Source organism: Mixta hanseatica, assembly GCF_023517775.1.
Lineage (GTDB): Bacteria > Pseudomonadota > Gammaproteobacteria > Enterobacterales > Enterobacteriaceae > Mixta > Mixta hanseatica.
Genome location: NZ_CP082904.1, coordinates 2,196,656 through 2,221,190 on the forward strand (window position 1 = coordinate 2,196,656; position 24,535 = coordinate 2,221,190).

The 24,535-nt window shown below is 56.1% G+C and carries 21 protein-coding genes; 9 read left to right on the forward strand and 12 right to left on the reverse strand.

Annotation, left to right across the window (positions count from 1 at the left end):
• Window positions 1–54: 54 nt before the first annotated feature.
• Window positions 55–237 carry a con-10 family general stress protein gene (locus K6958_RS10625; protein ID WP_038626107.1) on the reverse strand — a complete coding sequence of 61 codons (183 nt, stop codon included), beginning with the start codon at window positions 235–237 and terminating at the stop codon, window positions 55–57.
• A gap of 501 nt (window positions 238–738) precedes the next feature.
• Here K6958_RS10625 and K6958_RS10630 point away from each other — a divergent pair.
• The 3 genes from K6958_RS10630 to K6958_RS10640 are packed head-to-tail and all read left to right on the forward strand — an operon-like array spanning window position 739 to window position 7,489.
• Window positions 739–2,103 (forward strand): SrfA family protein, encoded by a 1,365-nt coding sequence (locus tag K6958_RS10630; RefSeq protein WP_249891088.1) that lies wholly within the window; start codon window positions 739–741, stop codon window positions 2,101–2,103.
• A 2-nt stretch (window positions 2,104–2,105) separates the two neighbouring features.
• Window positions 2,106–5,081 carry a virulence factor SrfB gene (locus tag K6958_RS10635; RefSeq protein ID WP_249891089.1) on the forward strand — a complete coding sequence of 992 codons (2,976 nt, stop codon included), beginning with the start codon at window positions 2,106–2,108 and terminating at the stop codon, window positions 5,079–5,081.
• On the forward strand, window positions 5,078–7,489 hold the full coding sequence (locus K6958_RS10640) for a virulence factor SrfC family protein (protein WP_249891090.1): 2,412 nt from the start codon (window positions 5,078–5,080) through the stop codon (window positions 7,487–7,489). Before K6958_RS10635 ends, K6958_RS10640 begins: the two co-directional genes overlap by 4 nt.
• Before the next feature lie 28 nt (window positions 7,490–7,517).
• On the opposite strand, the gene K6958_RS10645 is transcribed toward K6958_RS10640, so the two are convergent.
• The 3 genes from K6958_RS10645 to K6958_RS10655 all read right to left on the reverse strand — a co-directional run bounded on the left by K6958_RS10645 (window position 7,518) and on the right by K6958_RS10655 (window position 9,726).
• Complete coding sequence (locus K6958_RS10645) at window positions 7,518–7,802, reverse strand: barstar family protein (RefSeq protein ID WP_249891091.1); 285 nt, start codon at window positions 7,800–7,802, stop codon at window positions 7,518–7,520.
• A gap of 104 nt (window positions 7,803–7,906) precedes the next feature.
• Window positions 7,907–9,235: a glycoside hydrolase family 28 protein gene (locus K6958_RS10650; protein ID WP_249891092.1), complete on the reverse strand. Its 1,329-nt coding sequence runs from the start codon at window positions 9,233–9,235 to the stop codon at window positions 7,907–7,909.
• A gap of 137 nt (window positions 9,236–9,372) precedes the next feature.
• Complete coding sequence (locus tag K6958_RS10655) at window positions 9,373–9,726, reverse strand: helix-turn-helix domain-containing protein (RefSeq protein WP_085071702.1); 354 nt, start codon at window positions 9,724–9,726, stop codon at window positions 9,373–9,375.
• A 246-nt stretch (window positions 9,727–9,972) separates the two neighbouring features.
• Between K6958_RS10655 and K6958_RS10660 the strand changes: the two genes are divergently transcribed.
• Complete coding sequence (locus tag K6958_RS10660; RefSeq protein WP_249891093.1) at window positions 9,973–10,215, forward strand: hypothetical protein; 243 nt, start codon at window positions 9,973–9,975, stop codon at window positions 10,213–10,215.
• A gap of 627 nt (window positions 10,216–10,842) precedes the next feature.
• Here the strand turns inward: K6958_RS10660 and oqxR are convergent.
• The 3 genes from oqxR to K6958_RS10675 form a co-directional block, all read right to left on the reverse strand.
• Entirely contained in the window at window positions 10,843–11,328 is a 486-nt protein-coding gene (gene oqxR / locus K6958_RS10665; protein ID WP_249891094.1) for an efflux pump transcriptional repressor OqxR, read from the reverse strand.
• A gap of 188 nt (window positions 11,329–11,516) precedes the next feature.
• Window positions 11,517–12,701, reverse strand: a complete 1,185-nt coding sequence (locus K6958_RS10670; protein WP_249891095.1) for an MFS transporter — start codon at window positions 12,699–12,701, stop codon at window positions 11,517–11,519.
• A gap of 14 nt (window positions 12,702–12,715) precedes the next feature.
• A complete protein-coding gene (locus K6958_RS10675; protein WP_249891096.1) occupies window positions 12,716–13,576 on the reverse strand; it encodes a helix-turn-helix transcriptional regulator in 861 nt (286 codons plus the stop codon).
• Between the two features lie 114 nt (window positions 13,577–13,690).
• On the opposite strand from K6958_RS10675, the gene K6958_RS10680 reads away from it, so the two are divergent.
• From K6958_RS10680 to K6958_RS10690, 3 genes are all read left to right on the forward strand, one after another.
• Complete coding sequence (locus K6958_RS10680) at window positions 13,691–15,112, forward strand: MFS transporter (RefSeq protein ID WP_249894664.1); 1,422 nt, start codon at window positions 13,691–13,693, stop codon at window positions 15,110–15,112.
• A gap of 368 nt (window positions 15,113–15,480) precedes the next feature.
• Window positions 15,481–15,735, forward strand: a complete 255-nt coding sequence (locus K6958_RS10685; protein ID WP_249891097.1) for a hypothetical protein — start codon at window positions 15,481–15,483, stop codon at window positions 15,733–15,735.
• 265 nt (window positions 15,736–16,000) lie between these two features.
• Window positions 16,001–17,182 (forward strand): sugar transporter, encoded by a 1,182-nt coding sequence (locus K6958_RS10690; protein ID WP_249891098.1) that lies wholly within the window; start codon window positions 16,001–16,003, stop codon window positions 17,180–17,182.
• A 65-nt stretch (window positions 17,183–17,247) separates the two neighbouring features.
• On the opposite strand, the gene rhaM is transcribed toward K6958_RS10690, so the two are convergent.
• From rhaM to rhaB, 4 genes are read right to left on the reverse strand one after another with little or no spacing between them, the layout of a single operon-like run.
• Window positions 17,248–17,562: an L-rhamnose mutarotase gene (gene rhaM, locus K6958_RS10695; protein ID WP_249891099.1), complete on the reverse strand. Its 315-nt coding sequence runs from the start codon at window positions 17,560–17,562 to the stop codon at window positions 17,248–17,250.
• Window positions 17,552–18,394, reverse strand: a complete 843-nt coding sequence (gene rhaD / locus K6958_RS10700; protein WP_249891100.1) for a rhamnulose-1-phosphate aldolase — start codon at window positions 18,392–18,394, stop codon at window positions 17,552–17,554. The genes rhaM and rhaD overlap by 11 nt, the downstream gene beginning before the upstream one ends.
• Window positions 18,395–18,405: 11 nt before the next feature.
• Window positions 18,406–19,662, reverse strand: coding sequence for an L-rhamnose isomerase (locus tag K6958_RS10705; RefSeq protein ID WP_249891101.1), 1,257 nt, complete (start codon window positions 19,660–19,662; stop codon window positions 18,406–18,408).
• On the reverse strand, window positions 19,659–21,131 hold the full coding sequence (gene rhaB, locus K6958_RS10710; RefSeq protein WP_249891102.1) for a rhamnulokinase: 1,473 nt from the start codon (window positions 21,129–21,131) through the stop codon (window positions 19,659–19,661). The genes K6958_RS10705 and rhaB overlap by 4 nt, the downstream gene beginning before the upstream one ends.
• A gap of 298 nt (window positions 21,132–21,429) precedes the next feature.
• Here rhaB and rhaS point away from each other — a divergent pair, with 298 nt between their 5' ends.
• Both rhaS and rhaR read left to right on the forward strand, forming a co-directional pair.
• Window positions 21,430–22,254 (forward strand): HTH-type transcriptional activator RhaS, encoded by an 825-nt coding sequence (rhaS, locus tag K6958_RS10715; RefSeq protein ID WP_249891103.1) that lies wholly within the window; start codon window positions 21,430–21,432, stop codon window positions 22,252–22,254.
• A gap of 14 nt (window positions 22,255–22,268) precedes the next feature.
• Window positions 22,269–23,138, forward strand: coding sequence for an HTH-type transcriptional activator RhaR (gene rhaR / locus K6958_RS10720; RefSeq protein ID WP_249891104.1), 870 nt, complete (start codon window positions 22,269–22,271; stop codon window positions 23,136–23,138).
• Between the two features lie 141 nt (window positions 23,139–23,279).
• On the opposite strand, the gene rhaT is transcribed toward rhaR, so the two are convergent.
• The gene (gene rhaT, locus K6958_RS10725; RefSeq protein WP_249891105.1) at window positions 23,280–24,314 is read right to left on the reverse strand and encodes an L-rhamnose/proton symporter RhaT; all 1,035 of its coding nucleotides are present in this window, start codon (window positions 24,312–24,314) and stop codon (window positions 23,280–23,282) included.
• Window positions 24,315–24,535: the final 221 nt, after the last annotated feature.

A 24,535-nucleotide genomic window follows, 5' to 3' on the forward strand; every position in this document is an offset into this window, starting at 1 on the left:
TACGCAGATTATGCCGGAGTGAAGAGGCGTTAAAAAATGGAATTGCCGTTAAATTTATTCTGCGGGCTTGCGGCCTCCGCCATGGCTGTTCTGGCCGCCTTTACGCCCAGCCTCAGACGCTTTCTGCGGGTTGTTCTTGAAGTTTCCTCCGCTGCGCTGACCGCCCTTTTTGCCAGCTTCGGATGCACGTTGACGATCGTTTGCGAAATTACCTGCACCACCGCGATACTGAGTCATAACAATTCCTCTTTTATTAACATTAAAGTGGTCAACTCACTCCCACGATGGGAGATAAGCAAGCGTAACAACGTTATTAAATGTAGAAGCTGAGTAACGAAGTGCAACTATTTTTCATCGGTCTTAAATGTGCTTTCCGGCATAAACTTAGCCAGACCGCAATTGTTTTAATTAAATAATTAGCCTGCAAAACATAATAACACTCACTATTTAAGATTTTTCCTAAAAAGCGATAAATTAAGGTGTGCGCCTGATTTTTTAGATCGCCTCAACTTCGTAAACATTCATCTATAGTTACTCAGGGACGGGAGCAGGGCCTGATGCCTTACTTAACAGTCACCTGACGTGATTGATGTGTTGATCGCCTTTGTCAGAGGAATATCAATCAAATACGCGCTCTTTTCCGGCGTTTGATTTACCTCATGTAAAGATAAACTCATCCGAATACCTGATACCACACGATTTTCTGCTTCTGGCAGCGTCAAATAAGGGCCCTTACAGGTGGCAAAAACATTTTTACGCAGTGGGAATTTAGATGCAGTTCTTGCCTTAGGTGAAAACGGCCAGCCCGTTTACCTTTCTGCGCTTCAGCTGCGCGAGACGCTGCGCCTGCGCAAGCAGCAAAAACTTGCCGATTGCCTGGCGATCCCACAGGCCAATGAGCGCGGCGATCGCCTTGACTGGTACGCACCTTTTAATGGCCGGGTAAAATCCTGGCTCAACGCCAGCGAAAGCGAGCGCCGTCAGGCACTGGCAGAGCTGGAAAGCTATCAACAAACGCTGAATGCCATGAGTCAGCGCGCGCTTAGCGCTGACAAACCCGCACTTAAACTGTTCGGCGCCCTGCTGAGCAAAGCCTTTCAGTTTCCCGATCGCCAATATATTTATCTGGTTAACGGCCGCCCGGTACTGACCTTTTGGGGCTTCGTCGATCTGGATAAGCGTTCTCGCAGCGATGCGCTTGACTGCCTGCGCAGTTCGCTTCAGCCGGATCCCCAGCCGCTCTCTGATGCGCCTTTGATTAGCGTGCCCGCGCCGGAAATCTTACCGGTGGCGCCCAAGCCCGAGCCTGAACCCTCGCCCGTGCCGCTACCGGTGGCCCCTGCCGCCTCCGTAAGCGCCTATCAGGCCATCACGGAACTACACGAAGAAGAAGAACAGGTTATCGAGCCGCCGCAGCCGCCAACGCCGAAGCGTTCACGCCGTCGGTTGTGGATTGCCGCGCCGCTGGGTCTGGCTATCGCCGCTGCGCTGGCCTACAACTTCTGGCCGCATCAGCCTGATTCCGCGCTCATCGCCAGCGAGCCGGGCAAACCGACTGAGCCATTGCCAGCGATCAAACCACGGGTGGTGATCCCGGCCGCAATCCAGGCGCAAGCTGTCGCGCTGCATAAAACGCTGCCGCTGAGCAATGCGGCAGTAGTTGCCGCGCCGCCGGAAGTGCCAGCGCCAGCAGAGCCGACGCCTGCCGTCGTGCCGGCGGCGAAAGATGATCTGGTCATGCCGCCTGATGCCGTGCGGGTCGGTTCGATTAAGTTCCTTGACGGCAACTGGCGTGTTTCGCTGCAACTCGGCAATATGCGCGGCTTTAAGGCGCCCAGCCTGCGCTATCAGTTGCGCGACGGTAAAGGCACCGCCACTATCATTCAGGGTGACGGCACACGCTGCAAGGCGGAAACCACTGCGGGGCTGATGAGTTCAGGTAATTTAATTATTAACAGCCGCTATACTGCCCGCTGCGGCAACGGTACGCGTTATAAAATGCCGCAGATAGTCTGTAAACAAGGGGATGGCGCTGCCATGTGTGAAGCGCAGTTTGGCAGCGATGCCGCATATCCAATGACGATCAAGCGTGAGAGTAAATAATAATGCTGGCGCCCATCACGGATTTTAAACAGAAGATTACCCTGATTGCCGAAAGCGGTGTTCAGTTCCTTGATTTTGCTATCGCCGTCAGCGAAAGCCAGCCGCGCAAATTTGTACGCCAGACGGCAAACGGCCCGCTGCTGCGCATTACACATGACGCCGCCAGCGGCCGTTTTTTGCTGCCGCTGGAAGATGGTGCCGCGCCGGAAGTGGTGAAACCGGAATGCAGCACAACTCAGGAACAGTCGCTGAACTTGCTTAACGGCATCTGGCTGCCGGTTCCCGTTTTACGCTGCGCCCCGCCGCGCCAGTTTATCGGCGGCCCGGAAAACTGGGCGCGCATGCAGATCGTCGCGCTGGATAAGCCGGACGTTGAGGGCTATACCCACCGCGTGATTCTGGCGTTTGATACCCAAACGGCGCCCGACGACAGCGATCAGGCGCAGCTGGCCCTGACCCCTTCCGATGCCAATAACGGCGTGGGCTTTGCGCTGGCGTGGCAAAATTACGAGCTGGGCGACTTTCTCGATCTGACCTGGGTTGACGGCTGGCTGCGCGAAGCCTTTATTCAGCGCGCCACTGAACTGGAATCGCGCCACGAAAGCGACATCAAAATGGCGCTGCGCGAATTTGAATATCAGGCGCACTATCTTAACCTGCTTGAACTGCTGGGAACCCAGCTGGCGCTGACCGATATGCGTATCCTGACCGCCACGCTGCAGGAACCGGTGGTGAATGTCGATCTGATCCTTGACGTCGGTAACTCTCATACCTGCGGCATTCTGGTGGAGGATCACCCGGACGAAGTCAACGGTCTGAAACAGACCTATGAATTACAGCTGCGCGACCTTTCGCAGCCGCACCAGGTCTATAACGAGATGTTCGATAGCCGGGTTGAGTTTGCGGAAGCGCACTTCGGGAAAAAGAATTTTTCCGTGGAGAGCGGTCGCGAAGAGGCGTTTGTCTGGCCCTCCTTAACCCGCGTGGGACGCGAGGCGAGCCGTATGGCACTGCAGCGCGCCGGCACCGATGGCACCACCGGCATCTCCAGCCCGCGCCGCTATTTGTGGGATGAGGCGCGCTACGCCGCAGGCTGGCGCTTTAACCGCGCCGATCGCGCAGGCGCAGAGCCGCAGGCGATCGCCGCGCCGCTGATGACGCTGATTAACGATGAAGGCGAACCGCTGTGGCAGATCGAAGAAGATGCGCGTCTGCCGGTGTTTTCCGCCCACTACAGCCGCAGCTCGCTGATGACCTTTATGCTCAGCGAACTCCTGGCCCAGGCAATGATGCAGATGAACAGCGCCGCGCAGCGTCAGAAAATGCCGCACAGCTATGCGCCGCGCCAGCTGCGACACATTATTCTTACCTTGCCCTCGGCGATGCCGAAACCAGAGCGCGAAATTTTCCGCTGCCGTATGCAGGACGCCATCGGCCTGGTGTGGAAGGCGATGGGCTGGCATCCTGCCGATGCGCCATTCGACAGCGTCAAAGATAAAGCGCTCAGCAGCCGTCCGGTGCCGGATGTGCAGATGGAGTGGGATGAAGCGACCTGTGGTCAGATGGTGTATCTGTTTAATGAAACCCAGGTTAATTTTGCCGGACGCGCAGAGGCCTTTTTCGCCAGCATGGCGCGCCCCGATCGCCTGCGCGACGCCAATGAGCCCGCCGGTAAAACGCTGCGTATCGCCTCGATTGATATCGGCGGCGGCACCACGGATCTGGCCATTACCCATTACGCGTTGGATGATGGTCAGGGCAACAATGTAAAAATCAATCCGCGCTTACTGTTTCGCGAAGGCTTTAAGGTGGCCGGTGACGATATTCTGCTGGATGTGATCCAGCTTTATGTGCTGCCTGCGCTGCACGCCTCACTGAAACAGGCCGGGCTGGCCAGCCCGGATAACCTGCTTGATAAGTTATTTGGCTCCAACGGGCGCATGGATGGGTTTTCCACGCTGCGTCAACAGGCGACGCTGCAGCTGTTTATCCCGCTGGCGCAGGCGGTGCTGGAGCGCTATGAGAGCTACGATCCGCTGGATGTCAGCGCGGAAATCGAAGCCCTGTATGGCGAACTGCTGACGCAGCGTCCCGGCGCGGCGGTGCTGGATTATATTAACGGCGAAGTGCAGCGCGCGCTGGGCGGCCAGGTGGCGTTTGATATTTTGCAGGTGCCGATGGTGGTAAGCCTTAGCAAGCTGCACGGCGAATTTTTGTCGCACCGCATGGCGATTGTGCCTGCGCTGCGCTCGATGGCAGAAGTGATCTCGCTTTACAGTTGTGATGTGCTGCTGCTGACCGGCCGTCCGTCGCGTTTCCCTGGCGTGCAGGCGCTGTTCCGCCATCTGCAGCCGCTGCCGGGCAGCCGCATTCTGTCGCTGGAGGGTTATCACACCAGCGACTGGTATCCGTTTAATAAAATGGGCCGTATCGATAATCCAAAATCGACCGCGGCGGTCGGCGCGATGCTCTGCCTGCTGGCCCTTGACTTACGCCTGTCGAGCTTCTGGTTTAAGGCCGGGGATTTCCAGCCCTACTCCACGATTCGCTATCTCGGCATGCTGGATGATAACCATGCGTTGACCAGCGAAAACGTCTGTTACAGCGAAATCGATCTGGACGACCCCAGCTGGACGCCCGATCGTAAAAGCAGTTTCCAGATCCGCGGCAATGTTTGCCTGGGCTTCCGTCAACTGGATAATGACCGCTGGCTGGCGTCGCCGCTTTACAGCCTGACCATTAACGATGCGCAACTGGCGCGTAAAGTGGCTGGCGACAGCGTGCTGCGCGTGAAGCTGGCGGTAGAACCTGGCGCGCAGTCGGGATCGCCGGAGCGTTTTGTGCTGGCCGATGCGCGACTGGATGACGGTACACGCGTACCGCTTTCACAGCTCAGCCTTAAACTAAATACATTGTCCGCCAGCGGCAATGGCAATGCCCAATACTGGATCGACAGCGGGAGCGTATTTAAGAAATGACAGCCTTTACGCTGAAACAGCAGGCTTCTCCGTTCAGCCAGCAGATAGCGGAAATGAACGAAGGCATCGACCTCGCCCTTTCATGGATCGATGCGCAACGCGCGCAGTCTTCGCGGCTGGATATGGAAGCCGATGGTCTGAAGCTTTCTCTGCGCCGCGGTAAATATCAGCTGCGTCAAATGCAGAAGACGCAGCCTGGTGAGAATACGCTCGGTTTTTACGGGCTTTCACAGGCGGGAAAGGCTTCACTGCTGCAGGCTCTGGTGGGCGATGTGCAGGGGAAATTAACCGCCGCCTTTAGCGGGAAAATCCTTAACTATCTGACGCACATTAATCCCGGTAACCATGATTATGGTCTGGCGACGCGCTTCAGCCACTGCCGCGAGCCGGAAGACGCCAGCCGACCGTTGACGTTAACCCTGCTAAGCGAAGCGGAAATGACCCGCATGGTGCTGATGGCCGCTTTCCAGCAGCCCAAAGGCGAGCCGGAAGCCAAACAGCTGGAGGCACGACTGGAACATCTTCAGCGTCTGCGCCAGCCGCAGCCGGTTAAGGGGCTCGCCAGCGATGAAATGGTGGCGCTGTGGGATTTCTGCCGCCGTCAGGATGCTGGCCGCGCTGCGCTGCTAAACCGCCATTTTTGGCCGCAGGCCTGTGAACTGGCGCCGCTGCTGAGCGTAGACGACCGCGCGCAGCTCTTCGCCCTGCTGTGGAATGAAGATGAAGCCCTGACCGTGCTGTGGCGTCAGCTGGCGCATACTCTGCATGCGTTGCAGCATGCGCCCTGCGTGCTGGCGCCGCTTTCGCTGCTGGTCGATGAATCGCTGTTGCCTGCCGAACTGTTATTCAGCACCGCCGCCACGCCAAACCTGACCGCGCGTCGGGCGGAAGTGGTGCCATGGCTGGCTGGGCGTCCCGCCAGCCCGGTCACGCTGTCGCTGACAGAGCTGCAACTGCTGACGCTGGAGGTGCTGATTCCCTTATCCACTCCGCCGCGTCAGGCGTTGTTCGATCAGGTTGAGGTAGTAGATATTCCCGGCTACGGCGTCGCGCTGGATGAGGATGCGCGCCAGGAACAGGCGCAGGCCGCCCAGCGCGATCCGTTGACGGCACGCCTGATGCAGGCCCGCCGCGCGCTGTTTCTGGAATTTTATGGCGAGCGTCATAGTCTGGATATGCTGTTGGTCTGCACGGCCGCCAGCCAGCGCCAGGATGCCAGCCTTGTCGGACGCATGTTGACGCAATGGCTGAAAACCATGCGGCGCGACAAAAACGAGCAGCAAAGCGGCCAGAAGCCGGTACTGGTCTGGGCGGTAACCCGTTTCGACGGCCGTTATTTACAGACGGCGAATATCGATGAAGCGGTGCAGCGCCAAACCGGCATTGCCGGCAGCGACTGGGGATCAATGCTGGCGCAGGATGCGGGCGGCATTGAGCGCATGGCGGCATGGCTGCAAAACGAGATCAAGCCCGAAAATAAACAACAGCGCTTACAGGATCAACAGCAGCGTCTGAGCCGCGAGCTGAGCGATCGTCTGTTAGCCAACTGGGCGCAGCCGGTTGATGATGTGCAGCAGAAGCAGCAGATTGCCGACAATTTATTAAAAGCGCTGCAAACCCGCACCGGTCTGCATGGCGAGCTGTTGGAGCGGCTGCAACCCTCACGGGAACAGCTACGGGCGCTTTATCTGCTGCCGCAGCAGCAGGCTGCCGCCGGGGCGCACGCCACGCCGGCGGCGCCTGATTTACCGGGCAGCCATTTCGGCATCGGTTTTGAATTTGATCTGTTCAGCAATCAGCCTGAACCGGCGCTGAACGGTGAAAACGAAGAGCCATTGCAGGATAGCGACAGTCTGTTTGCGCAGAACGTGCAGCGCTACTGGATCCATCATCTGCGCAGCCTGCCGGATAATGACGGCCTGCTGGCCTTGTTGGGCGTGAGCAAAAGTACGCTGCAAATGCTGATAGAGGAGCTGATCACCGCCAGCTTCCGTCTGGATATCGCCGGCAGCCTGCTACGTACGCTAACCGAGCATGAGGCGGCCAACGCCCCGCGCGAAGGCAAGGTAGATCGTCAGGTTTCACGGGCGTTGACGGTGCTGGGTGATTTTGTCGCCTGGCTTGGCTTCCTGAAGCGCGACGCGGCTGAACGGCCTGACAGCCGCGTGAATCGCGGCCAGAAGATCTTTGCCCAGCCACAAACGCCTACCGTGACCTTTGGCAATACGCAGCGCCTGACGCGCCTTTCCGCCGCGCCGGCCAACACCACCGCATTTTATATTTATGACTGGCTGGTTGGTCTGAATACGCTGATTGTGGAAAATAACGGCTATGCGGGCGGCAGTGAAATCGCCGACAGCGCGCGGCTGCCGCTCAAGCAGGCGCTGAAACTGATCCGCGCTGAATAACTTGCGGGGCCATGTTGCCCTGCGGTTTTCATTCCCCACATACCTGTACCCGCTGCACAATAAATTCGCCCTGCAGAGTTTGCGCCGCCTGTTCCAACAGCGCAATGATCGCCGCCAGATCGCCGCGCTGTTGTACCGATGGCAGATGGTAAAGCCATGCGCGCGCCGGCAGCCGTAATTCGCCCGTTAGCATTTCCCATAGCGCATCAAGGTTATCGCCTAACTCGCCGGCGACGCCACTCTGCTCAATAAAGCAGCGATAGAACTCTTCGCCGCTGCGGATAGCTAAAAAATCGAAATGCAGTTCCAGCACAGATGACTCCACGCAGTGAAATTGCGGTAATGATCGGTTGTCAGAAAGATTAGTCCATCGCAGGGATAACGTGCCTGCCCTCAGCGGGAAATCATCCTCTTTTGCTAACCGAGATCAATAATAAGCTGCGGATTCCAGCCCGACGGCAACGGCTCAGGCCGATTGATTTGTATCTGACTGAGCGACAGCGCCGTAACGCCGCGGGCAAACAGCCCCGGCATGCCGCCAGGCCAGGCCTCTACGCCCCACGGACGCTGCGTAGCCGGATTCAGGGCATAAGCGTTATCCAGCCCCATGCCGGTGGGATTAGCCGGATTACAGGGCGGACGAATATCATACCCGCCCTGTTCCGGATGCTCGCAGGGCTGCTGGTCAATTAATAGATGATCGAAACTGATATGATGCAGCGCGCCGGGGATCTCATTGTGCAGATTAATCGCGCCCTGCGTGGTGCCGGTAAGATGGCTGAACTGAACCCAGGCGATTTCCCCCGGCATAATATCGGGATGACGTCGGCGCACCGAGATAAAGACCGGATCGGCTTTTCCCCAGTGCACCGCGGGCGCATAAACGCAATTGAAAGTGATATGGCTGAAAGAGAGCCGACGAAAACGTCCGCCGTCGCGGCTAAGCAGACCGATGCCGCGATTGGAATCGATGATAGTGCAGCCGGTCACCACTACATCTTCAATATCGTCCCAGGTTTCCGTGCCGATTTTTAGCGCGCAGCTGTTGGAACGCAGAATGGTGCCGGTAATGGTAATGTGCGCTGCCGGCCCGTTCAGCGGCGCCGGTTTGCGCGTGGTTTTGATACAGATGCCATCATCCGCCGCGCTAAAATAGCTGTCGCTGATATGAACATAGCGGCAACTGTCAATATCCAGCGCATCGGTATTCGCCATGGTTAAATCGTTATCAACGCAGAGACGGCTAATCCTCACCTGTTCACAGCTCACCAAATGAATGGTCCACATCGGTGCCTGTTCGATGGCGAAGTCCTGAAGCGTGACCTGACGGCAGGCTTCCAGCACCAGCATGCGCGGCCGCTGCGCCAGCGGCAAGCGGTAGCCCATCTCATCGGCCTGCGGGGCAAACCAGGCGCGGGCATTGCCATCAATACGCCCTTTCCCCTCAATGGTGATATTTTTCTCGCCGTAAGCATACAGCAGCGCCCGCGTTGAACATTCTGCCTGGCTTTTTGCCTGTATGACATAATCCTCCGCCCGGCTACTGGCAATTAACGTTGCCCCGGCGGCAAGATGCAGCGTGAAATTCGCGGGAAGCGTCAGGGAACCGATCAGATATGGGCCGGGAGGCACATAGAGTGTGCCACCGCCCTGAGCGGCGATATCGTCAATTGCGCGTTGAAAATGGGCGGTATCGGCAGTTTGGCCATCGGCTGCGGGGTGATAGTCATCCAGGGAGATTAGCATCGGTGCGTTTCCGTTAAAAAACGATGCGTTAATCCCAACACAGATTATATTGAAACGCCATTTCAGAATGAGCTGAGTAACCGGGAAGTGTGAGATCTTTCACAACGCGGGCCGGTGGATCCGGCCCTGGCGATCGCTCAGCTTTGTAATGACTTACCGTGCTGCTGAACCACGCTACGACGCCATGCGCCTGGCGCCTGGCCAAACTGACGTTTAAAGCTGCGGTTAAAAGATTGCTGAGAATCAAAACCTAAAGAGATAGCCACATTCAGGATCGGCTCGTTGCTGCGGGTCAGACGGTCGGCTGACTTTTTCAGCTTCTGCGAGCGAATATACTCGCCCAGCGGATGGCCGGTATGCTCTTTAAACATACGCTGCAGGTGCCATTTTGAATAACCTGCGCGCTCGGAAACGGTATCTAAATCCAGCCGGCCTTCAATGTTGTTATCAATCCAGTCAATCAGATCGTGAATAAACGCGTCACTTCTCATCTTCTCTCTCCCGTCGCCAGGGCTAACAGTATTAGTATCAGTTGCAGTTACACTTTAACGGTGACTGAATTTACACGAAATTGCAAACTATATTGATACATTAAACGAGACCTGGCGAATCGGCGACATAACGCCCACTGGATGCGATAGTGTAAATGTTTGAATATAAAAAGATAAAAATCGATCCTCAAATTTATGGCGCTTCTGCCGATAGCATTGATAGGCATCATCTGGCAGGAGAACGGTATGTGGTTCACACTGGCTGAAGTAGAGAAAATGACGCGGGCTTCAACGACGCAGTTGCAACAGGCAATGGTCTCTGGTCAGCTTAACGGGCGCATCACCCAGCGGGGAGAAATCGAAATCGAGCTGAGCAGCGTGTTGCGCCTCTTTGTTGGCAGCCAGGCGGGAGCCAGCGATGTTGACGAGATGAGCCAGCGTCTTGATAAAGAGTGGAATGTTTTGTGGCATCGCCGCAACGCCTGCTAGCGCCAATGCGCTTATTGACAGGAGCGTTTATTTATACCAGGTAGGCGAAGGTAAATAACCTTGGCGTACCTGACTTAGGTTTAATTAAACGATAACGCTACCCATCATTTATTAAATAAATGAAAAATTAATTTTAATTAATAGAAAAACAATCAAGTCACACACATGCTGCCGTATTTCAATATCGCACAAAATACCTTATCGCTTTAAAATCAACTCATTGATTATTAACAATAAAGACCACCTACCTTCGAATAATATCTGTAATTTACCAATCCTGTAATAAGCACGCATTTATTTGCGCATGCGATAAATCATTACGCGTTATTTTGTGCAATGGTTATGATAGCAAGCGCTGACGCTAAGGATAAACTCAATGATTAAATGGATCGCCCTATTCTTTTTTATCTGGATTATTATTGGCTATTTTTATAATCATCTTACCGAAGAGCCTGAGGACGAATAAGGTGCCCTCTTTTTGCTGCCTGACTGATGGTTTGCTCGATGCTTAGGTATTATTTATGATATTAATTTAGTATGTTGTAACTAAAGAAAGCCCCACTTTACCGCTCGATTGCCCACCGCTATCCGCAACGGGGTAAACAGCAGGGATAAAAAAAGCCGCATTTAGCGGCTCTTTTTACAAACAATTTCAGCTTCAGGCTCCGGCACGGCCTCGCAGCCGCTGGTATCCCGTGTTTTAAGCTCTTCCAGCGCATCGGCGACGGTACGCTTAGCCAGCACCTTAAGCGAGGCCTCTTCCGCCTCTTGCGCGATGGCTTTGAAATACCAACAGGCGTTAGCGCTAACTACGCAGCGCGCCGGCACTTCTGGGCGCGATGCCCAAATCTTCTTATCCTCGATCACCGAAACATAAATATCACGTAGTGTGATTTGATCGGCGGGGCGACCAAGGTGAATCGAACCGGTACGGCCTAAGGTAGAAACGATAATGCCATCGCGCGTTAGCGGCACCATTAGCTTACGAATAAAGCTCGGGTTGGCTTCCAGACCATACGCCAAAATAGCGCTGGTAGAACGTTTGCCCGACTGCTCCGCCATCGCTACGCTTAAAACCATCTGCAAAGCTGTCGGGAAGCGATAATCTAACATTTCATCATCCTGAGTTGCGGTGAATCTTGTTCTTTTTGGCACCGCGGCTGTGAAGAATCATACAAAATAATATAACAAACACGGTTGCTTTTATGAAGCCAGCCGCAGGCGCAAGGCACATAATCACAATTTTCGCCGCGTTTTACCGGCGAAAACGGGCCGTTCGGCGGTGCTCTGCCGCCCTGCCGTTACGACGCGCGCGCTGGCGACATTCGGCTTTTCAATACCAGGGTAAGCAGTACATTGAGCAACGCCAGCACACACAGCAGCAGTAAGGTAGCCTGCGCGCCGAAGTGTTGGAAAATCCAGCCGCCTATCAGAGGCGTTAATGCCTGACCAATCAGCGCCGGACGCGCCATCCGCCCGGCGATAATTGCGTATTCTTCCGGTTTTACCAGCGCCAGCGGCAGCGTTCCGCGAACAATCGCTCGCAACCCGTTTCCCGCCCCGTAAAGCAGCATACCGATCAGCGCCAATTGAGGAAATAGCGCCAACATGACCAACCCCAGCGCCACCAATCCCACGGAAAATAATGTGGTCCAGACCGGATGACCGCGCCGGAATGCCATATCCACCACGCGCGAGGCGACCTGACACGGCCCCAGTACGGTGCTAATCGCCAGCGCAGCGGCCAGCGTATAGCCCTGACTCTGCAGTAAGGTAATCAGCTGTACCGAAACGGCGGTCATAACTACCGACGCCAGGGTAAAAATGGCGCACAGCAGCCAGAAGAGATCGCGCGGTATCGCCGCCTGTTTGCCTGACATCTTATGTCTGGCCGCCCCGCTTGTTTGCCCGCCGCCCGCGGGTAAAGAGTAGAGATAAGCCGGGAAAACGCTAATCAGCAATAACGCGGCATAAGCGAAACAGGCGTGTCGCCAGCCCAGCCATGCAATAAGTAAGGCGCAAAACGGCCACACCAGGGTGGTGCAGAAGCCGGAAATCAGGGTGATGCTGGTAATGGCGCGACGGGCCGTGCCGCCATACAGGGTGCCCAGCGTGGCAAACAGTGCATCATACAGCCCCATCGCCATACCGACGCCGATAATCGTCCAGGCCAGTAGAAATAACCACAGCGTATGACTTAGCCCAACCAGCGTCAGTCCAAGGGCCAATATGCCGCCGCTGGCAGCCAGCATGGCGCGACCGCCGGTACGGGCGATAATGCGGCCGCTTAACGGGGCCAGCATGCCGGAAACGAGAATAGCCAGCGACAGCGCCCCGTAAATCCACTGCTGCGACCAGCCAGTTTCCCGGCTTATCGGCGCAGCCAGTACCGCCATAATGTAAAAAGAGCCGCCCCATGCGATGATCTGTACCACGCCCAACAGCAGGATGCCGGTCAGACCGGGGTAAGCGATTTTCTGTTGCAATCCATTGTTCTCAGTTAGTTAGCAGAGGTGATCGCCTGAAGCGCAGCCGCGCTGGCCTCATCGTCCGGGATATAAACCAACAGGCGGTCGCCGTTACGCGGAGCCGACCACCAGTTATTCTGCCGCAGAGCCAGCCTGCCGGCCTGCGGATGAAAAAAATATTTAACCCGGTTCTCAATGCTGCGCAGTTCATAACGCTGCCAGGTATCACGGAATTCAGCCGAGCTGGCCAGCAGTCGCGCAAGAAAATCTTCCCAGTGCGGATCGCCTAAGTGTTCGCCCATCTGCGCGCGAAACATTGCGACCATTTGCGGCATCACCTCTTCCCAGTTAGCCACCGCGCTGCGCCAGCCAGCATGGTTAAACGCCAGCCACATACAGTTGCGCTGCTCTTCCGGCAGCGTGTCCACATCCACATTCATCAGGCGCGCCCAGGCCTGATTGTGACCCATAATATCGAAACGCTGATTCTGCACCACCGCCGGCAGCGGATTCAGACTGTCCAGCATAATACGCGTATGGGCTGACAGTTTGGCGCAGGCTTTAGCCGCCCGGGTAGCGGGATGCGTTTGTCCAGCCAGGCGGAACAGATGCTCGGTTTCCGCTTCGTTACACTGTAACGCAGAAGCAATGGCGGCCAGCGTTTTAGCGGAGGCTTTAATTTCTCTGCCCTGCTCCAGCCAGGTATACCAGGTTACGCCGACATCGGCCAGCTGCGCCACCTCTTCCCGCCGCAGGCCCGGCGTGCGGCGATGGCGCATACGCGGTAGCCCAAGCCGCACCGGGTCAAGGCTCTCGCGTCGACTACGCAAAAAATCGCCCAGCAGACGGCTGCTGGATTTATCCTGCGTTTCTGCGCGGCTCACGTTCGACATGCTCTTTGCTCTCCTCAGGCGGGTAGCGCTAATACCATGATAAGCAAAAACTGGTACCCGTTTAATTGATGGTTGATGCTAAGCCTCACCTGTTACAAAAACAAGAGAAGCATGATGAATACCTCTACGTTAGGAAAGGCCGGGCTGGTCGTTTTGCTGGCCGGGCAGCTGCTACCGATGATTGATTTCTCCATTGTTAACGTCGCGCTGGATGCCATGGCCGCCAGCCTGCACGCCACGCCGATTGAGCTGGCGCTGATTGTGGCGATTTATGGCATCGCCTTTGCCGTTTGTCTGGCGATGGGCAGCCGACTCGGCGATAACGTTGGCCGCCGCAAACTGTTTATCAGCGGCGTTTGGCTGTTTGCGCTGGCCTCGCTGCTGTGCGGTCTGGCGGGCAATGTCAAAATGCTACTGCTGGCGCGGGCGCTGCAGGGCGTGGGCGCGGCGCTGGTGGTGCCGCAAATTCTGGCCACGCTGCACGTTACCCTGCAGGGACGCGCGCATGCGCGAGCGATTGGCCTGTATGGGGGGATTGGCGGGTTGGCGTTTATTATCGGCCAGGTATTGGGCGGTTTTTTAATCGGGGCGGATATCGCAGGCTACGGCTGGCGCAGCGTGTTTTTAATTAATCTACCAATCTGTTTACTCATTTTATTGACCGCACACCGTTTTATTCCGGAAACCCGCAATGATCGGCCGCTGCCAATCGATAAAGCCGGGACGTTGTTATTGGCGGGCGCCACCGGCAGTTTGATGGTGGCGCTGGCGCTCGGCCCGGTGCTGCATTGGTCATGGCCCTGTCTGCTGCTGTTAATGCTGTTTCCCCTGCTGCTGGCGCAGCTGTGGCGAACAGAGATTGCCCTGGAGAAGCGCGGCGGCGCGCCGTTGCTGCCCCCGGTGCTGTTACGCCTGCCCAGCATGGGTTTTGGCATCAGCCTCGCCGTACTCTTTTTTAGCTGCTGGAGCGGTTTTATGTTTGCCGTCGCGTTAACGCTGCAGTCAGGCATTGGCATGAGCGCCTTTTCCTCCGGCAACGCATTTATTGCGTTAGGCGCGACCTACTTTATGGTATCGGTCAGCTCGACGCGCATTGTGGAAAGGCTGGGAAAACGGCATACCCTGCTGCTGGGCTGCGCGATACAAATGAGCGGCCTGCTGTTACTGATGGCGATGTTTTACTACGGCTGGAGAGCGGTGAATATCTTCACCCTGATACCGGCGACAGCGGTGATCGGTGGCGGACAGGCATTAATTGTCAGCACCTTTTATCGTATCGGCATGGCTGACGTGCCGACGCACTATGCCGGGGCCGGCAGCGCCACGCTGTCAACGGTGCAGCAGGCAGCTTTTGGTATGGGCCCGATGGCATTAGGATCGCTGTTTACACAAATGCTGCAGCAGGGAGATTATCAACAGGCGGTGCTGGCTACGCTGGCGGCGGAATGGCTGCTGATGTTCATCCTGGTGCTGCGCACCCTGGGATCGAAACGCACCTTCGTTGCTTCATGTCAGTTAACGGGCAAGCTTAAGTAATAATCAGGCCGGATTGTCCGGCCTTTCTTATCTTTTACGTGACAATATCCAGTGAAATTTTAACCTGCCGCAACTTCTCATAAATATTGAAAAATATTACCAATGTTCATTCAATTAATTTGACCCCGCCCTTTATTTACCAGGAAATGTGCGTCTCAATTTTTATTCACTCTCTATATCCAACCTGTTTAACCACGAGAAATAAACTTAAGCTATTGTTTATAAAGATAATTAATAAATCAACATGGGCGATGTGGTGATTGTTATATTCCACCATGCTGGCTGCTTTATTTTTATTTGGCTTTTCAAAAAAAATCACTATATTAAATAACTATGTTGCAAATTGTTACATCAGCAGAGGGTGAGTTATGGGCCAATTTTATTATGTACACACTAAGGCAGGATCTTCGGGTATTAACCGGGTGCATTGCGCCGGTTGTCCTTCGCTCCCCTCGCTGGACGACCGTTTCTTCCTGGGCACTTTCTATGCCCCGCTTGATGCCCTTAAGCAGGCAAGAAAATATTATCCCCGTGCCGAAGGATGCAAAAATTGCTGCCCACAGCTAAAAAAGAAAAAAGCCATTAAAAATCAGCAACCTTTTACGCTACTCTCTTTTTGCTGAGGTTTCATACCGGTAACGCTGCCCTCGTATTTTAGGGTTTGCGCTTACACCGCTGCTTTTGACTCTGGCGCTGCTTTAGCTCTTTTTAATCGCCAGAGCAGAATGCGTTTTCTTTTCGAGCCGATACGCCGGGCAGATAATTTTTTTACTGTACTGTTTCACTCTTGCTATAAATCGCCCACAATAGTGATTAAATGTGATATGCATCACCTTTTGGTGATGAAACCATCAATTCTGTTAACACGTCTGGCATCCATTTATTCCTATGCAAACACCTGTTTCCCGTAAAACGGCCTGGCTTCGCGTTGTACTGCTGGCCGTCGCAGCCTTTATTTTTAATACCACCGAGTTTGTTCCGGTGGGCCTGCTTTCTGACATTGCCGCCTCCTTTTCCATGAAGACGCCGGAAGTGGGCATTATGCTGACCATCTACGCCTGGGTGGTGGCGTTGATGTCGTTGCCGCTGATGCTGGCGACGCGCAACGTAGAGCGCCGTCTGCTGCTAATGGTGCTTTTTTTGCTGTTTAGCATCAGCCATCTTCTGTCGCTGCTGGCCTGGAATTTTTGGGTGCTGGTGCTGTCTCGTATCGGCATTGCGTTGGCGCATGCCATTTTCTGGTCGATTACCGCCTCGCTGGCAATTCGCGTTGCCCCTGCCGGTAAGAAAACTCAGGCGCTTAGTATGCTGGCAACCGGCACCGCGCTGGCGATGGTGTTGGGCGTACCGATTGGACGCATTATCGGCCAGTATCTGGGCTGGCGTATTACCTTCGGCATGATCGGCGCCTCGGCGCTGGTGCTACTGCTGATGCTGGTTAAGCTGCTGCCGAAATTGCCGAGTGAGCATACCGGCTCGCTTAGCAGCGTGCCGATGCTGTTCCGTCGTCCGGCGCTGGTGGGTATGTATTTGCTGGTCACGCTGGTAGTGACCGCGCACTATACCGCCTACAGCTATATTGAGCCGTTTATGCAGGTGATTGCCTCACAGGGCGAGAACTTTACCACCTTCCTGTTGTTGATTTTCGGCACTGCCGGCATCGTAGGCAGCATTATCTTCAGCCTGCTGGGAAACAAGTTCCCTTCCGCGCTGCTGCTTAGCGCTATTGGGTTAATTACCCTGTGCATGGGACTGCTGCTGTTCGCCGCGATTCATCCGGTGGCGGTTTCCATCCTCTGTGTAATCTGGGGTATGGGTATGATGACTATCGGCCTGGCGATGCAGGTACGGGTGCTGTCGCTGGCACCGGACGCCACCGACGTGGCAATGTCGCTATTTTCCGGTATCTATAATATCGGGATTGGCGCGGGCGCGCTGCTGGGTAATCAGGTCAGCCTGCACTTTAAAATGGCTGATGTCGGCAATGTCGGCGCCATCCTCGGCCTGCTGGCGCTGTTCTGGTGCATTTTTATTTTCCGACGCTATCCGCAGTTGCGCAGCAACGGTTAACAGATAAAACAAAGGGGCCATAGGGCCCCTTTTTATTGCTCGCGTTCAGGCCGTAATAAAATAGCCTACTCCAGATAAAAAACCGGCTTCAGCGGCTGACTCACCGGGCTGTTATCCGCATTAGAGGGCATAAGTTCGCGCATTGATGCCCACCAACGCTGGCATACTTCGGTCTGCGCGACCGCTGCCCAACGCTCTTCGGACTCGATTTCCACGTAAGCAAACAGCAGGCTGCGCTGCGCATCCAGAAAAATAGAGTAATGATGCGCGCCATGCATCTTCAACGTCTGTTCCAGCTCCGGCCAGATGGGCGAATGGCGCTGCTGATAGGTTTCATGGCAGTCGGGATAAACCTGCATCACAAAGGCTTTACGCAACATGGGCCGGTCCCGTATCCAGCGCTGCCTGCCAAGGGTTAACGTTAAAACGTTTACCCAGCGCCACCAGCTGTTCGGTGGTAATACTCTGGCGCAGGCCGCCCATTGAAATGACCTTCACCAGTACTTCCGACGATTTTTCAGCGGTATCGATCAGGCCAAAGGTTTCATCCAGCGTCGGTCCAGCGCCGAAGATGCCGTGGAAAGGCCACATCACCAGGCTGTGCGCCTGCATCTGTTGTGCGGTAGCATCGCCAATTTCATCGGTGCCGGGCACCATCCAGGGAACGATGCCGACGCCATCCGGGAAGACCACCAGGCATTCGGTGCTGCCTTCCCACAGCAAACGGGTAAAGCGCGCCGAATCCAGCTCTACGACATAGCTCAGCGCCATAAAGTTGGTGGCGTGACAGTGCATAATCACCCGGTCGGCGCCGTTAGTCAGCTGCTTGCGCACGCTATGCGACTGAAAATGCGAGGCCAGCTCGGAAGTCGGCACGCCGCCGTTCACCAGGCCCCAGTGAATTTTATAGGAGAGCCCCTTCTCATCCACCTGCAGTAGCGCCAGACAATCAGCCGGATCAAGTTGAACATTGCGGAAAAACTTGCCGGAACCGGTGACGATAAACCAGTCATTGGCCAGCGCAGGCGCCGGACGGCTCAGTTCGATACAGCGCGGCTCCGCCACAAAGTCCTGTTCGAATGCGGCTACCTCTTCCGGCAGCAGGCGCATCGTTACGTTGCCGCCGTTACGCTCATCCCAGCCTTTCAGCCACATGTCGCTGGTAGCTTTCACCATTCCCTGTACAAACCAGGAAGAAAGAATCGATTGCATAAGTGTCATCCTTACCGTTGACTGAGGGTCTGTTCTTCATAATCGCGCACGTTGCGCAGCCAGCCAGCATCCGCCGGTACATCGTGGCGCAGACAATAGCTTTCCCATACCGCCTGCCACGGTAGCGATTTCTGTTCTTCCAGCAGCGCCAGACGTGCGGTGTAGTCGCCGGCGGCTTCAATGGCGCGCAGCTTATCGGTGGGCTCCAGCAGGGCGCGCAGCAGCGCTTTTTTGGCGTTGCGCGTACCGATAACCCAGGCCGCGATGCGGTTAATCGAGGCATCAAAGAAATCGAGGCCGATATGCACTTTATCAAACAGCTTCTGGCGCACGATCTCATGCGCAATCGCCTGGGTTTCATCATCCAGCAGCACGACATGGTCGCTGTCCCAGCGCACCGGACGGCTGACGTGCAGCAGCAGACGCGGTACATAAAGCATCACGGTAGAGATTTTGTCTGAGATCATCTCGGTGGGATGGAAATGGCCCGCATCCAGCGTCAGCGCGGTTTGACGGCTGGTGGCGTAACCCAGATAGAATTCATTGGAGCCCACCGTATAGCTCTCCGCGCCGATGCCGAACAGCTTGCTTTCGACGGCATCGATATGATGCGCCGGATTCAGTTTTTCGCTCAGTACCTCATCCAGTGCCTGCATCAGCCGCTGGCGCGGCGCCAGGCGATCGACGGTCAGGTCTTTCATGCCGTCCGGCACCCAGATGTTCATCACCGAGGGCGTACCCAGTTGCTCGCCGAACCAGGCGGAAACCTTACGGCTCGCTTTGCAGTGATCGATCCAGAACTGACGGATGCGGTCATCGGCATGGGAAAGCGTAAAGCCGTCGGCGCTTAATGGATGAGAAAAACAGGTGGGATTAAAGTCCAGCCCCAGCTGACGCTCTTTCGCCCAACTGACCCAGTTAGCGAAGTGTTGCGGTTCGATCTCATTCCGATCCACCGGCCCCTCGCTTTCCAGATAGATAGCGTGCAGATTAAAACGTTTTGGTCCGGGAATCAGCCCCAGAGCGACATCGACATCCGCCCGCAGCTCCTGCGCGTTACGCGCGCGGCCCGGATAGTTGCCGGTGGCCTGAATGCCGCCGGTCAACGCGCCCTGCGGGTTTTCGAAACCGCGTACGTCGTCCCCTTGCCAGCAATGCATGGATACCGGGATAGTATCCAACTGATTCATTGCGGCTTCAACGTCAACGCCGGTCTCAGCGTAGCGCTGTTTCGCCAGTTCAAAAGCCTGTTCGGTAAGCCTGGTCATAAGCATAGTTCCTTACGCGGTTGTTTCAGCGCCTGAAAACGCGACCAGCTGTCGGTTAGCGCGCTGTCTGAAATAGGTTGGATAAGATGAGAAGGAAAATTTTGCGCGATGCAGCGCCGGAAGGCGTCTACATCCGCCATCTCGCCATGGGCGATCAGCTGGCTACCAATATTGCCCAGCGTCGAGGCTTCAATCGGACCGACGCTCACCGGCAGCTGACAGGCATTGGCGCAAAGTTGGTTCAGCAACGGGTTCTGACTGCCGCCGCCGACAATATGCAGACGCTTAAAGGCGGCGCCGCGCAGCGCGGCCAGCTCTTCGCTTACCTGACGGTAAAGCAGCGCCAGGCTATCAAAGATGCAGCGCGCCAGCGCAACCGGGCTGTGCGGCACCGGCATCGCCTGCTCAGCGCAGGCATCCTGAATTTCGCGCACCATGCTGGCCGGATTGATAAAACGCGCATCGTTGGCATCGATAATCGCCAGACAGGCGGGATAGTGCGCCGCCTCATCAATCAGCGCGCACAGATCATCAATTTGCAGCTCATCGCAGACGCGCTGCAGCAGCCACAGCCCCATAATATTTTTCAGCACGCGATAGCGCCCTTCCGCGCCGCCCTCGTTGGTAATATTGGCTGCCAGCGCGGCGGCGTCATTAAACGGCGTCCGGCTTTCACAGCCCAACAGCGACCAGGTGCCCGAGCAAAGATAAGCCTCGTCGGCGCCGGTGAGCGGCGTGGCCAACACCGCGCTGGCGGTATCGTGCGTGGCGACGGCAACAACCGGAATGCGTAAACCGCTGCGGCTCTGCCATTCTCCCACCGGAGCGCCGGGCAGGCGCGGCTTGCCAAACCACTCGGCGCGTGCGCCGGCCCAGTTCAACAGCGCGCCGTCCCACTCGCCGGTGGCGAGGTTAAGCAATTGGGTGGTGCTGGCGTTGGTATATTCCCAGTTCATCTGGCCGGTTAAACGGTACTGCAGATAGTCCGGGATCATCAGAGCGTGCGCAACGCGATCCCGCAGTTCAGGATGCGCCTGGCTAAAAGCGCGCAGCTGATAGAGGGTATTAAACGGCAGGAACTGGATGCCGGTATGCTGCCAAATCACCTCGCGGCCCAGCTCGCGCTGCGCCTGTGCCATCAGGCCGTGGGTACGCTTATCGCGATAGGAAATCGGCAGGCCGACGCGTTCGCCTGTCGCGTCGAGCATGATCATATCCACGCCCCATGTGTCGATGCCGATACTGTCCGGCACCACGCCGCGGGCCAGCAGCTGTTCCAGTCCTTCACGGATCGCCTGCTCCAGCGCGTCGATATCCCAGCAGTCATATCCATCAATCTGACAACGTTGATTAGCAAAGCGGCTAACTTGCTCCAGCGTGAGCGCCTGAGTCTCCGGCTGGTAGCGTGCCAGCATGATACGGCCGCTGGAGGCGCCGAGATCGATAGCAACAAAATGGCGGTGCATCATAAGATTCGCTTCCTGATGAAACATGCTCACCAGTGTAAAAAGCTGCGAATTCCGCACCTTGCTGCCAGTGCCAACGTTTTTACCCGGCTGGCAGGGGCGTAAAGAAGGACGTGAAGCAGCTCACAAAACTGTTTTTCCCCGCCGTGGCGATAGGGTGTGACCCTTGCCGCAATTTTGAAGATTTCCAGCTATTTCTGGAAAAATTAACCGCTTAACCCTGTTTTGCGGTGCAAAATTCAAGGTAAGTTAAGCGCGCGCTGGCTAGTATCGGTCGCACAGAGGTAAACGAGGACGCATCATGACCGTATTACATAGCGACGATTTTTTTCCGCAGGGCGATCTACCGGTAGCTATTGAACCCCGGGCGCCGCAGGGCGTTTTTCCTGAACATCATCATGACTTTCATGAAATCGTGCTGGTGGAACAGGGTGCGGGCATTCATATATTTAACGGCCAGCCCCAGTCGCTGTGCGGCGGCTGCGTCTGCTTTGTGCGCGATCACGATCGTCATCTCTATGAACAGACGGAGAACTTATTCCTGACCAATGTGCTGTGGCGTGGTCCTCAGGCGTTTCGCTTTCTTACCGGGCTACAGGATTTACTGCCGCAGGAGCACGATGGCCGTTACCCTTCCCACTGGCGCATCAGCAATCGGGTTATGACGCAGGCGAAAACGTTGGTGGCGCAGCTGCAGGAGCCTGACGGCAGCGATGCCATGGGGCAACGCGTACACCAGGAGCTGACTTTTATGCAACTGCTGGTTCTGCTACGTCAGGGCTGCCGCGAGCAGGAGAGCGATGCGCAAGAGGCCCGCCTGCTGCGCCTGCTTGACTGGCTTAACGAACACTACAGCGAAGATATCGACTGGGAGGCGCTGGCGGATCGCTTTTCGCTGTCGCTGCGAACCCTGCACCGTCAGCTTAAACAGCAAACCGGTAGTACGCCGCAGCGCTATCTTAATCGGCTGCGTCTTTTGCAGGCGCGCCACCTACTACGCCATAGCGAAATGCGGATTACGGATATTGCGTTTCAGTGCGGCTTTGGCGACAGCAATCACTTTTCAACGCTGTTTCGTCGTGAATTTGGCTGCGCGCCGCGCGCCGAGCGACAGCAGATGTGGTAACACAGGAGAACACCATGGGGTTAACCCTGGCGAAGGCGGACTATTTTCCCTCTGAAGCGATGCCGGTGTCGGTCGCCGACCGTGCGCCGCAGCCCTCTTTCCCGCCCCATCAACATGAATTCAGTGAAATTGTTATCGTCTGGCGCGGCAACGGCCTGCACGTGCTGAACGATCGCCCATGGCTGGTCACCTGCGGCGATCTGTTTTATATCCAGCACAGCGACTGCCACAGCTATGAATCGGTCAACGATCTGGTGCTGGATAATATCCTTTATTGTCAGGAGCGTTTTCGGCTGGGGCTGGACTGGAGCCAGCTGCTGCCGCTGGATGATGCTGACTATCGTGTCCACTGGCGCTTAACCACGCGCGGCATGGCGCTGGCGCGCGGCGTGATTTTGCAACTGGAGCAGGAGAGCCGTAAAACCGATATGCTTTCTATGCAGTTGGCGGAGGCGCTGTTTCTACAGCTGGCGCTTATCCTGCGGCGGCATCGCTACGTGGCCGAGCGTGCCGGCGAACTGCCGGAAGGCGAGCAGCTCGATTTGCTGATGTCCGCTATCCAGGCCAGCACCGCCCGTCCCTTCGATCTGGCCGCCTTCTGCCAGCATAACCGGCTCAGCGAACGCGCCCTGAAACAGCTGTTTCGTCAGCAAACCGGAATGACCATTGGCCATTATCTGCGTCAGCTGCAGCTGTGCCAGGCTAAATATCTGCTGCGCAGTACGGCGTTACTGATTGGCGAAGTGGCCTCCCGCTGCGGCTTTGATGACAGCAACTACTTTTCCGCCGTCTTTACGCGCGAAACCGGCTTTACCCCCAGCGCCTGGCGGCAACGCTTTGAGCGTCCCGGCAAATTTCAGCTACAGCCGGAACAGCAAAAATAACCCCCGCCTGGTCCTGCGTTGTCGGTAGGAACGGGGCGCTTTTCCCTCTGGCGCCCGCCCCAAAGCGGCGGCTGTGGCAAAATCGCCAGGGGCTGCAAACAGGCCGCGGCCTGGCTCTGTTGCCGCCAGGCCGCCCGCCCGTTAACCGGCCATGCCCATGCCAACTACGTTCGCCGCCAGAATAATGACCAGACACCCCACCGAAAGCACCCTGACCGGACGACGCCCTACCGCGTGCCACTCTTTCATCAGCAATCCGACGATGCCGCCGCACAGTACATACAGGCTCATATGCAGCATCCAGCTGACAAAGTCATACTGCGCCGGAATATTGGCGTGGCCCCAGGCATAGAAAAAGAATTGTAGATACCACATCAGGCCGCCAAGCATGGCAAAGGCGATATTCGCTCCCAGCAGGGGTTTCGCCAGAGAGAAATCCGCTTTTACCGACAGCGTTGGTTTTACCGCCAGACGCACAAAGCAGTAAGCCAGGTTTACCAACGCCCCACCCCCCATGATGACTACATAGCTCGGCAGCGCAACGTATAGCGGGTTGATACCGGCAGCGGCGGCAGCTTCGTGCATCGGTTTTGCCGCATCCATTGCAAATGACATGCCGGCGGAAAAAATGCCGCACAGCACCGCCAGTACTAACCCCTTTTTCAGGTTGAACTCTTCCGCGCTGATGCCCAGCGCACGCTCTTTCAGGAAACCCGCGCGGGAAACAATGATCACCCCGACCAGCGCAATCAGTACGCCCAGCAGCGTCATTCGCCCGCCGGCAGAGCTGAACAGTACCATAAAGCGCCCCTGCAGCAGCGGCGTCATCAGCGTACCGACCACCAGCGTAATGCCAATAGCGATGCCAATGCCCATCGACATGCCGAGATAGCGCATCGTTAGTCCATAGTTAACATTACCGATTCCCCACATGGCGCCGAACAAAAACACCGGCAGCAGCTGCGACAAACTGAATTGCTGGAAATATCCCCAGAAATCGGGCAGCAGCACCGCGCTGACCGACCAGGGCAGAATTAACCAGGACATAACGCCGCCCACTGACCACATCGTTTCCCATGACCAGTTTCTGACGCGTTTCAACGGGGCATAAAAACAGGCGGCGCTGGCGGCACCGACCAGATGCCAGAGAATGCCGGCAAGGATTGCGTTGTTCATCGTTATTCCTTAGTAAGGTTGAGGCCAGCAGGAGAAGAGACTCCCGATTACTGCGAGTCTAAAGAGTTCATTTCCTCGCCAGCCTTTCGCTGGCTGCCCGCCTGCGGATTGTGATGGCAAAAATCAGCAGGTCCCGGCGATAACGATCACAAATTAATCACAGCGTCCCTTCTGCGCATTGTCCGGCGCCTTTGGCGTTAAATTATTGCTGTAAAAGCGTA